This window comes from Streptomyces sp. E2N166, from assembly GCF_003671715.1.
Lineage (GTDB): Bacteria > Actinomycetota > Actinomycetes > Streptomycetales > Streptomycetaceae > Streptomyces > Streptomyces thinghirensis.
Genome location: NZ_RAIF01000032.1, coordinates 741,011 through 742,399, shown reverse-complemented (window position 1 = coordinate 742,399; position 1,389 = coordinate 741,011). Strand labels below are relative to the sequence as shown.

The 1,389-nt window shown below is 75.0% G+C and carries 1 protein-coding gene; it reads right to left on the bottom strand.

Translation table 11 applies throughout. The features are described from left to right. A partial coding sequence (locus tag EBH09_RS39400; RefSeq protein WP_238697571.1) for a KR domain-containing protein occupies positions 1-1,389 on the bottom strand: 1,389 nt, incomplete at both ends.

Genomic DNA, 1,389 nt, shown 5'->3' with positions numbered 1-1,389 from the left:
TCACCGGCGGTACCTCAGCCCCTGTCTGCGCCTCGGGTGCCGGGCCGCCGGTCTCCGGGCCGCCGAACTCCGCGAGCAGCTCCGTCCGGTGCTCCTCGCCGAGATACGCCGCGAAGCCGTCCACCGTCGGGTGTTCCAGCAGGGCCGACGGGTCGACCGAGACGTCCAGGCGCCGGGCGACGGTCTGGACGAGCTGGGAGACCATGATCGAGTCCATGCCGTAGTCATGGACCGGGACGTCCCCGGCCAGCTTGGCGCGGTCGAAGCGCAGTTCCGCCGCGAGCTGGTCGAGCAGCCAGGAGGCGACCGCCTCGACGGCGGCACGCACGTCCGCGCCCGCGCCGGCCACCGGCCGTGGCGCAGAGGCCGGCGCGGCGGGTGCCGGGGCCGGCGCGGCGGGCTCCAGGCGCCGCGCCGTCAGGCGCTCGGCGCTGAACTCGGCGTCGGGGCGCGGTAGTACGGGCATCACCACCCGAGCGCCGCTCTCCAGCGCGCGGTCGAGCAGGGCCAGCCCCTGCGCGTCGGTGAGCGAGGCGAGGCCGGAGGCCTGGTAGGCGGCGCTGCGGGCCTCCCCCATGCCGGTGTCCTTCCAGCTCGGCCACTGCACGCTGACCAGGGGCAGACCGTACGGACGTGCCTCCGCCACCGCGTCCAGGTAGGCGTTGGCCATGGCGTAGTCGCTCTGGCCGACCGCGAGGGCGGGAACGGCGGCGGCGACCGACGAGTACAGCACGAACAGACCGAGCGGCTCGTCCCGGAAACACTCCAGGAGGGCGTCCAGACCGAACACCTTCGGTGCGAGGACCCGGGCGACGCCCGTCTGCGGCTTGCGGACGAACGCCGGGTTCTCGAAGTCGGTGAAACCCGCGCTGTGGATCACGCCGCCGACCGGGCCGAGCCGCCGCCTGACGTCGGCGAGGACCTTGGCGAGCGCCTCCTTCTCGTCCAGCGCGACGGCGACGGCTTCGAGTTCGACGCCCTGGGCGGCCAGTTCGGCCAGCGGGCGCAGCTTGCGGCCCAGCGGGCCGTCCTCGGCGATGTGCGCGGCCCACTCCGCGCGCGGCGGCAGCTCCTCGCGGCCGGTGAGGACCAGCTTGCGCACGCCGTGCCGGGCGACGAAGTGGCGTGCCGTGAGCAGCCCGAGGCCGCGCGTGCCACCGGTCACCCACAGCACGTGGTCCGCCGGGAAGGCGAGATCGGCGCGCTGTGCCCGCGGTGCCTCGGCGAGCGTCGCCAGGTGGCGCACTCCCCCGCGGTAGGCGACCTCGGCGGGCTCGCCGTCGGCGGACAGCTCCTCCGTGGCCCAGCGGCACAGCTGCTCGTCGGTCGCGGCGCGTTCGATCTCCACGTGCCGGGAGCGGACGTGGCGGTACTCGCTCTGCAGCATCC